This window comes from Stieleria sp. (assembly GCF_041595215.1).
In the GTDB taxonomy this organism is placed as follows: Bacteria; Planctomycetota; Planctomycetia; order Pirellulales; family Pirellulaceae; genus Stieleria; species Stieleria magnilauensis.
On sequence record NZ_JBFHKV010000201.1, the window covers coordinates 1 to 9769 of the forward strand.

8 protein-coding genes are annotated in these 9769 nt (G+C 60.2%); all 8 read left to right on the top strand.

Annotation, left to right across the window (positions count from 1 at the left end; genetic code table 11):
• Nucleotides 1–392 precede the first annotated feature (392 nt).
• Nucleotides 393–1553, top strand: a complete 1161-nt coding sequence (locus ABX749_RS10245) for a formylglycine-generating enzyme family protein (RefSeq protein ID WP_372895895.1) — start codon at nucleotides 393–395, stop codon at nucleotides 1551–1553.
• Nucleotides 1554–1658: 105 nt separating this feature from the next.
• Nucleotides 1659–2678, top strand: a complete 1020-nt coding sequence (locus ABX749_RS10250; RefSeq protein WP_145219861.1) for an aspartate-semialdehyde dehydrogenase — start codon at nucleotides 1659–1661, stop codon at nucleotides 2676–2678.
• Between the two features lie 3 nt (nucleotides 2679–2681).
• The gene (gene truA, locus ABX749_RS10255) at nucleotides 2682–3458 is read left to right on the top strand and encodes a tRNA pseudouridine(38-40) synthase TruA (RefSeq protein ID WP_372895896.1); all 777 of its coding nucleotides are present in this window, start codon (nucleotides 2682–2684) and stop codon (nucleotides 3456–3458) included.
• A gap of 196 nt (nucleotides 3459–3654) precedes the next feature.
• On the top strand, nucleotides 3655–5163 hold the full coding sequence (locus ABX749_RS10260) for a serine/threonine-protein kinase (RefSeq protein ID WP_372895897.1): 1509 nt from the start codon (nucleotides 3655–3657) through the stop codon (nucleotides 5161–5163).
• A 148-nt stretch (nucleotides 5164–5311) separates the two neighbouring features.
• Nucleotides 5312–6181 (top strand): FHA domain-containing protein, encoded by an 870-nt coding sequence (locus ABX749_RS10265; RefSeq protein WP_372895898.1) that lies wholly within the window; start codon nucleotides 5312–5314, stop codon nucleotides 6179–6181.
• Nucleotides 6182–6739: 558 nt separating this feature from the next.
• Nucleotides 6740–7306 (top strand): NYN domain-containing protein, encoded by a 567-nt coding sequence (locus ABX749_RS10270; protein ID WP_372895899.1) that lies wholly within the window; start codon nucleotides 6740–6742, stop codon nucleotides 7304–7306.
• A 146-nt stretch (nucleotides 7307–7452) separates the two neighbouring features.
• Complete coding sequence (gene serC, locus ABX749_RS10275) at nucleotides 7453–8565, top strand: 3-phosphoserine/phosphohydroxythreonine transaminase (protein ID WP_372895900.1); 1113 nt, start codon at nucleotides 7453–7455, stop codon at nucleotides 8563–8565.
• 102 nt (nucleotides 8566–8667) lie between these two features.
• Nucleotides 8668–9769, top strand: a 1102-nt coding sequence (locus tag ABX749_RS10280) for a 3-phosphoglycerate dehydrogenase family protein (protein WP_372895901.1), incomplete at its 3' end; no start/stop codon positions are given.

Genomic DNA, 9769 nt, shown 5'->3' on the forward strand with positions numbered 1-9769 from the left:
CGGATGACAGAGTGCAAAATATCCGGGGGTTCGCGCTGCCATCCGTGGGGATTGTTTTCGATCGTTCGTCCGCTGAAATGGCTGGAGTGCTTCGTCAAGATTGAATCTTAGGGTTGAAGCCGTAACGGAAGCCGCCAAGGCTGTCGGCCCCCCGCGGCATCGCCGCCGCAATGAAACTCTTGGCGAGTTCCTCTACCTGAAAAGCCCCCACCCTCAAAGCAGGGCACGCATTCCGCCTCAGAAGCCCGGTTTTTGGTGCGTTATCCCACCTACAGACGATCGAAAATCCTCGATCCCTGCGCTATACTATCAACGTTTGTTCCCCTCGACCTCTTTTTCACCCGCGAGACCCCAGCACCGTGAATATGCCCAGAGCCCTCGCTGTGATCGGCTTGTCCCTTTCCGCAGCACTCGTGTCCTTCGCATCACCCGCGTCCGCTGACGACGCAACCCCAGGGATCGCGACGGAAAAACCCGCCGAAGGCCCGTCGGTCAAAGTCGACGAAGGCTACATGGTTCCCTACACCTTTCGTGTGCCCGGCACCGACGAAGAAGTCGAAATGATTCCGGTCCCCGGCGGCGAATTCATGTTCGGCAGCCCCGAAGACGAAGCGGATCGCCGCGACGACGAAGGCCCGCAAATCAAGGTCAGCGTCGATCCGATGTGGGTCGCCAAGACCGAAGTCACCTGGGGCCTGTACCAGGAGTACATGGACCTGTACGGCATCTTCAAAGAGTTTGAATCCAGCGGCATCCGGGTCGTTAACGACGACAACAAAGTCGATGCGATCACCGCCCCGACGGAACTTTACGACCCGACGTTTACCTACGAATACGGCGAAGACGAAGACCAACCGGCCGTCACGATGACCCAGTATTCGGCGCAACAGTTCACCAAATGGCTCAGCCTGGTGTCCGGCCAACAGTACCGGTTGCCGACCGAAGCCGAATGGGAATACGCCGCCCGGGGCGGAACGACGACGGCTTACTCGTGGGGCGATAGCGCCGACGAGATCGATGACTACGCCTGGTACTTTGACAACGCCGACGACGGACAGGTCGCCGTCGCCTCGAAGAAACCCAACCCCTTCGGCCTCTACGACGTGCACGGCAACGTCGGCGAATGGACCGTCAACCAATACACCGAAGACGGCTACGTTGACTTCGCCGACAAGCAGGGCATCAACGCGACCGAACTGGTCAAATGGCCTGAAGTCCCGTCGCCCTGTGTGGTTCGCGGCGGAACCTGGGAATCGGACGCCGAAGACCTGCGCAGCGCCGCACGCATGGCTTCGGACGACGAAGAATGGAAGTCGGAAGACCCGAACTTCCCGCGCAGCCCCTGGTGGCACACCAGCGATCCGTCACGCGGCGTCGGATTCCGCATCTTCCGATCCTACAAACCGCTCCCCAAAGAAACGATCACCAAGTTCTGGGAAGCCCAAGCCGAAGACACCGTGCTGGACGTTGAGTCTCGAATGGACGGCGGTCGTGGCGGCATGGGCGTGATCGACAAAGAATTGCCCAAAGCGATCGAAGCGATCAAGAAGTAGGACATCGCAACACGTGGGGCAAGCTTGCAGCTTGCCCTTGAGACCAGACACCCCGGGCGCAAGCTGGACGCTTACGCCCCTTCACTCCAACCTTTTTTGAATCCTGTGTACGAAACCTTAGCTGTCGTCGGGGCCACCGGTGCGGTCGGACGAATCGTTCTTGAGCAACTTGCCAATCGCAACTTTCCCTACAAGCGGCTGAAACTGCTGGCCTCGCAGCGTTCGGCCGGTCAACAGGTTCGCTTCAAAGACGAAACGATCACAGTTGAACTGTTGGCCCCCGGTGCGTTCGAAGACGTCGACATCGTGATCGCCAGCACACCCGACGAGGTGTCCGCCGAGTTCGCCCCCTACGCCGTCAAAGAAGGCGCCATCGTCGTCGACGAAAGCGGTTACTGGCGGATGGACCCCAAGGTCCCGCTGATCATCCCCGAAGTCAATCCGGATGCGATCGCCGATCACCAAGGCATCATCGCCAGCCCGAATTGCAGCACCACGCAAATGGTCGTCGCGCTTGCACCGCTTCACAAAGCGGCCAAGGTCAAACGCGTCGTCGTCAGCACCTACCAAGCCACCAGCGGCGCCGGCCTGGCCGGCAACGCCGAACTGGAATCCAGCGTGCGACAAATCCTGGACGGGCAAACCCCTGGCCACGAAACGTTTCAACACCCGATCGGTTTCAACCTGATCCCGCAGATCGGCAGCGAGAAGTTCGAGGGCTACACCAGCGAAGAAATGAAGATGGTGTACGAAACCAGAAAGATCATGGGCGATGACAACATCCAAGTCTGTCCCACCGCCGTTCGCGTTCCGGTCACGATCGGGCACAGCGAATCGATCTTGGTGGAAACGGAAAAACCGCTCACCGTCGCCGAAGCAACCGAATTGTTCCGCGCCGCGCCGGGCATCACCGTCGTCGACGACCTGGCCAACCACCAGTATCCGATGCCGCGCGACTGCGACGGCAAAGACGACGTCTTTGTCGGCCGGATTCGACGCGACATCAGCGGCGATGGCCACGGGATCGCGTTCTGGTGTGTCAGCGACAACCTGAGAAAAGGTGCGGCGACCAACGCCGTTCAGATCGCCGAATTGCTACAGCAGTCCGTCGCCTCGGCTGGCTGATCGGTGACGCGAACCTTTGCGCTCAAAATCGCCTATGACGGAACGGACTTCGCCGGCTGGCAAGTCCAACCGGGTCAGGCAACGATCCAAGGAACGCTCCAACAAGCCGTCAAGCGATCGACCAAACAGGACGTCACCGTCACCGGCAGCGGACGCACCGATGCCGGTGTCCACGCGCTCGGTCAGGTCGCCAGTTGCCGCTTTCCGACCTGGACCGCCTCGGCCGACGCGCTGTCCAAGGCGATCAATTCGCGATTACCCGAAACGATCGTGGTGACCGAAGTCCACGAGGCGCCGTCGGATTTCCACGCGATTCGTGACGCGATCGGAAAACGCTATCGGTATCAAATCCAAGTCCGCCATCAGCGTGACCCGTTCGAACATCGATACCGCTGGCGACTCCGCCGCAAAGTCGACGTCACCGCGATGCAGTGTGCCGCGGCCAAGATCATCGGGCATCGTGATTTTTCCAGCTTTGAATCGGCCGGCGCCCAACGCAAGTCATCAGTCCGCGACGTGCGAGATTGCCAAGTCCTGCCCGCGGCGGATTACGCAACCAGCGGGCACCTGGCCATCGAAGTCGAAGCGAACGGGTTTCTCTACAACATGGTCCGCAACATCGTCGGTACCCTGGTCGAAGTCGGCTACGGCAAACAGCCTCCGCAGTGGATCGACGAGGTGCTGGGACAGAAAAATCGCATCTATGCCGGTCAAGCGGCACCGCCTCAAGGTCTGTTTCTCAAAGAAGTTTATTACCGGCCCGGATTTGAGCCCGCTTAACGTCGCCGCAAGTCCCATAAAGCAGCGGTCTTCGCCGATCACAACCACCGCCGCCAACCCTCACCGGATCGACACCATCCCTTAACCAATCCTTAACCGGCTGATCGGCCTGATGCTCAATAATGAAGACTCTCTCAGGTGACGCGACCGTGCGGTCGTGACTGGAGAAGTTCTCGGAGTACAGACGCATCGCTCAATGTCGGTTGAAACCATCGCTGCCGAACCGGTCCTGGACCAGGCAACTCGCGACTTCGTTCGCCGGTCCATGCAAGCCGGACTGGTCGAACTGGCCGACGTCAAAAAGGTCGTCGTTTCGCTGATGACCGAAGACGTCGTGTTCACGCCCGACCGACTGGCCCAAGGCCTGGTCGGCGCGGACCTGCTGACGCCCTGGCAAGCCCGCAAGTTATTGGCCGGAAAAGCACGCGGATTCCATCTGGGCAACTACCGTCTGCTACGCCCCTTGGGACGCGGCGGAATGGGTGTCGTCTTCCTGGCCCGACACGCGGTCATGAATCGATTGATGGCCCTCAAGATCCTGCCCGCAGAAGCTTCGAAAGATTCTCGCCGGATCGAACGTTTCAAAGAGGAAGCACGGGCGTCGGCGAAACTGGAACACCCCAACATCGTCCAAGCGTTCGATTTCTCCGAATCCGATGGCAAACTGTTCATCGTGATGGAATACATCGAAGGCGTCGACCTGCACCGCGCGGTCGCCCGTGACGGAGTGATGTCGCCGACCGAAGCGCTCGACGCGATGATCCAGACGACCGACGCACTGGCCCACGCACACCAACGTGGTATCGTCCACCGCGACATCAAGCCATCGAATCTATTGTTGCGAAATGACGGAGTGATCAAAGTCAGCGACATGGGACTCGCTCGGATCGGATACACCGCCGGAACCGACGCGCCCAATCGATTGACCGGCACCGCCGATTTCATCGCCCCCGAACAAGCCATCGATTCCCAGTCCGTCGACGCCCGCGCGGACATCTATTCCCTGGGATGCACGTGGTACTTTCTGCTCGTGGGAAAACCGCCGTTCCCGGGAACCAGCGTCGCGCAGCGACTGGCCAAACACCAAACCGCCAAAGTGCCATTGGTTTCCGACACCCGTTCGGACTGTCCGCCGGCGATCAGTTTGCTGATCCAACGGATGATGTCCAAACGCCCGGTTGATCGCCCCGCCTCGGCAGCTGAACTGTTGACCCAACTGCGGCGGATCGCGGGATCCAAATTGGCCGGCCGGGAACTGGCCAACCGGCCCCGCTCGGCGCAGCTGGCGATCACTTCGGACGACTCCTCCAGTTTTGCCTCACTCGACGACAGCGGGCCACTGGGCGAAGCGTCACAGGGAGCGATGGCGGAGATCGCCGAGATCGATTTTGGCAGCCTGCCGCCGATCGACCTGGCAGCCCTCTCCCCAGTCGCCCTCTCTCCCGCTGCCGTTCCCGTCTCGCCTTTGGCGGCGTCCCAAACTGCCGCCGGAGCACCGCGCAAGTCGACGAAGAAACGCGGCTCGGCAAATGAAACGGATGCCAGCCAGAGCGTCTTGTTGGGCGTCGGGCTGGCACTGTCCATCGTCGCCTTGCTGGCCGTCGTCGGCGTCACGTTCTATCAGATGACGAAAGACGAAAAGGCCGTCACACGTCTGAAAACCATGGAAGACGGCAAAGGAAATGTCATTGTCATTGAAGACTAGGTTCGCAGCCGACCAGTGCATCTTTTCCGCTTCACGCGGAAAAGGGGTCAGGTACCAAAAATGCGAAGCACCCTGCGGGCCATTTGGTTTTTGGTACCTGACCCCTTTTCCGATCCATCGTCCCCGAACGCCCCAGCAGTGATTCCCCATGTCCGTTGAATTGATCATCACACAGGGAAGCAATGCCGGCACCGCGGCACCGATCCACCCTGGTTATTACCTGGTCGGCCGGCTGAAAGAATGCCAAATCCGGCCCAAAAGCCGATCCGTCAGCCGACGGCACTGCTTGTTGCTCCACAACGACGACGGATTCGGAGCACTCGATCTGAAGAGCACGCGCGGCACCTACGTCAACGGCACGCGGCTTGAACCGCATCGGTGGAGAGTGCTTGCCGACGGCGACGAATTGCGTTTCGGGAAAGTCGTGTTCAAGGTCTCCGTCAAGCAACCCGTCCTGGCCGCAGCCGGACATGCCGATGCAGCGATCGAACACGCCGATGCGAGCTTGAGCGAACCTCCCACGTCATGGAACAACCAGGACGTCGCGGAATTCCTGGAAGAAGAAGACCAGGCGGAGTTTGATTGGGACGACGACTTGCCGTTGGCGCCACATCGGCCGGCCCCAGCGCGTTTGGAGTCCGATCCTATCGCGGGGGGCGAAGCCGTCAATGTCGACGTGCTCTCCGATAGCGCGATCCGCTCCGGCAAACCGAATGACACGTTCATCGGAGACGCTGCAGATGACCTCGAAGACGAAGAAGAAGTCGCAAAGGACATCGAACTGGATTCGGTACCGAAGAAGCGACCGCCGCGACAGAAGATCGACCACAAGCAATACAAACGGGCCGCGAAGCGTTCCTTCCAGCTGCCAAGCTTCTCCATCCGCTCGGCCGACGGCGTCGACTGGAAACTGCTCGGCACCGTCGCGTTGGTCGCCATGACCCTGGGTGTATTGGGCTACCAGGTCTATCATTTCGGCGGACCGGCGGACGTCGAAGTCCGACAGGATCTCGATTGACGCCAGAACCGCCAGCTCGGTGGCAGTCCTCCCAGCCGCAAGGAAAGCAGCCGGACATCCGATGGCATGCCCGCCATCGGCCCTGGCATCACACCTCTCAAGTCACCCTCCCTGGCAGCATGGGCATCCACACATCTTTTGCATGTCAGATTTGTTCTGAGTGGATGGCTTCGGCCAACGGCCGTTTACATCCCTAGCCTTGGGCATCGCCCAAGGTCCGCAAACGAGAACGAGAGGGATTGGCCAACGGCCATACACAAATGCCTCGTTAAACGCGAAGGTTGTGCATGGCCGTTGGCCAAATCGAACCTCATTGCGATGACGTTCCTGGGGCGGCGCAACCCTCGCAAATGCTCGGTTTGCTTGCCCCAGGCTATGGATATGCATGCCCTTTGGGCAAAAACGACTTGTGTAGATACCAACGCCCCGGCAGGGAGGGGTCGAGCTCGGGGAGGGTCGATTGCTTGTCGCGGATGAGTCCTCAGCACATCGATCACCGCGCCACAACGCCGCGACTGCCGCTGCATCAAATCCGACGCATGGTACCCTACACGGACCATGTCACTTTTGTTGCTCATCGACGGCTACAACATCACGCAGCCGATCGCGCCGACTCGCAATCCCGACCCGCGTTGGCTCGAACGCGATCGGAATGTTCTGCTGCGCGAGCTGACGAATCAACTCAGCGAGCCGGTTCGCCGAAAAACCTGTGTCGTCTTCGATGCCGCCAACCCGCCACGCGATCGCCCCAGCGAGTTTGTTCACCACGGGATGAGCGTCCGTTTTGCGGTCGATTACCTGTCCGCGGACGATTTATTGGAGGAAATCATCCGGGCGCATCACACGCCCAAACGGCTGATGGTCGTCTCCTCGGACCACCGAATTCAGATTGCGGCCCGGCGGCGAGGTGCGGCTCATTTCGATAGCGAGCCCTGGATGGACGACCTGACGGACGGAAAAATCCACCTGGCGATCGACGTGGGGCCAAAATCGGGCGGGGCAGGGCAGGGCGGTCGGCCGCCGGCTGCCCCCGAAAAAAGCTCGCCGGCTGCCAAAAAACCTCGCATCCAGGACCAATCGGAGGTGGACCAGTGGATGCGAGAATTCGGTTTTGATCCGGATTAATCGGCATCGCTAGTCGCGGTCAACCGCCCTGCGACGCGATGCTCCTTCCGCACTCGACCGGCTCGACATAGAATCCCCACTCACATTGCCGACGCAGGCGTGCCGTCGGCGGCCCCATCCCCCCCAACGTGACACCGATTCGTTCGATGACAGCCACCGCGACCGCCCAACGAGCTTATAACTTTTCCGCCGGCCCCGCCGTCTTGCCGGTTTCGGTACTTGAGGAAGTACGCGACGAACTGGTTTGCCTGCCCGGTGCACGCAGTTCCTTGCTGGAAATGAGCCACCGGGACAAGACATTTGTCGACATCCTGCACGACGCCGAAAACAGCCTGCGGTCGCTGCTGAACATCAGCGACGACTACGCCGTGCTGTTTCTGCAAGGCGGTGCGGCGCTTCAGTTTTCGATGATCCCCGCCAACCTGCTTCGCGATTCGGGCAAATCGGCGGCCTACATCCAAACAGGCACCTGGGGCAAGAAAGCGATCGCGGAAGCCAAAAAGGAAGGGCAGGTCGAGGTCGTCTACGACGCCTCGTCGTCAAATTTCAATCATGTCCCCGGGCCCCAGGACTACAGCGTCGCCGAAGACGCGGCGTACCTTTATTACTGCAACAACGAAACGATCCAGGGTGTTCAATTCCCCACCGAACCCGAATGCCCCGCCGGCGTGCCGCTGGTCTGTGACGCGTCGAGCGATTTCCTGTACCGCCCGGTCGACATCAACAAATACGGCTTGCTGTATGCCTGTGCCCAAAAGAACGCCGGCCCGGCGGGTGTGACCGTGGTGATCATCCGCCGCGACCTGATCGACCGCGGCAGCGCTTCGCTTCCGGGTTACTTGAATTACAAAAACCACGCCGACGCGGACTCTGAATGGAACACCCCGCCGACGTTCGCCATCTGGGTGCTGGGCAAAGTCGCCAAGTGGCTGCAAAACGACATCGGCGGGCTGGCGGCGATGGAAACGCTGAACCGCAAAAAAGCGGCATTGCTCTACGACGCGATCGACCAGTCGGGCGGCTTCTACACCGGACACGCCAAACCGGATTGCCGCTCGCTGATGAACGCAACCTTCACGTTGCCCAACGATGATCTGCAGTCGGCGTTTCTTGCCCAAGCGGCCGAACGCGACCTGGTCAGTTTGAAAGGGCACCGCAGTGTCGGCGGCATCCGCGCCAGCATCTACAACGCAATGCCGATCGAAGGCGTGCAATCGCTGGCAAGCTTCATGACCGATTTCGCATCCAAGAACGCGTGATCTTCGCCGGACCGACGCGGCAGCGACTGCCTCCGGTCGGCCCCGCATGGTCCTCGCCGTCTCCCCGATCTTTCCATTCCTCCAACCACAGCAACGCCAGAGATGTACAAAATCCTGACGCTCAATAACATCTCCGTCAAAGGACTTTCACGCCTGCCCCGCGACGAATACGAAATCTCGTCCGAGTCGAGTCACCCGGATGCGATTCTGCTTCGTTCGTTCAAGATGCACGACATGGAGATCCCCGAATCGGTCGCGGCGATCGGCCGTGCCGGTGCCGGTGTGAACAACATCCCCGTCGACAAGATGACCCAGCGTGGCGTGCCGGTGTTCAACGCCCCCGGTGCCAACGCCAACGCCGTCAAGGAACTGGTGCTGGCCGGGTTGCTGATGGCATCGCGTAACATCTATCCGGCGATGCAATTTGCGTCGTCCTTGGAAGGAACCGATGCGGAAATTTCCACCGCGGTTGAAGCCGGCAAGAAAAACTTTGTCGGCTGCGAATTGCACTCCAAGACCTTTGGCGTGATCGGGCTGGGTGCGATCGGACGTCGCGTCGCCAACGCCGCCAGCGCGTTGGGCATGAAAGTCGTCGGATACGACCCGCAGATCTCCGTCGAAAACGCCTGGCGACTTTCCCGCAACGTCGAACAGGCCATCAACCTGGATCACCTGTTCTCGCAGTGCGACGCCGTCAGTGTCCACGTCCCGCTGTTGGACGTCACCAAGGGCCTGGTCAACAAGTCGCGAATCGAATCGATGAACGACGGCGGCATCATCGTCAATCTGGCCCGCGGCGGCATCTGTGATGACGATGCCGTGATCGCCGCATTGGACTCGGGCAAACTGAGTGCCTATGTGATCGATTTCCCGACCGCCCAGTTGCTCAAGCACCCCAAAGTCATTTCGTTTCCGCACCTCGGTGCGTCGACCGAAGAGGCCGAGGAGAACTGTGCGATCATGGTTGCCGACCAAGTCCGTGACTTCCTGGAAGAAGGCACCGTGACCAATTCGGTCAACTTCCCCGAAGCCTCCATGCCGCGGGGCGGCACCGGATGTCGGATCACGATCGCCAACGCCAACGTGCCCAACATGGTCGGCCAGATCTCGACGATTCTCGCCAACGCCGGCTTGAACATCGCGGACCTGCTGAACAAGTCACGCGGCGATCTGGCTTACACCATCATCGACCTGGACGGCAACC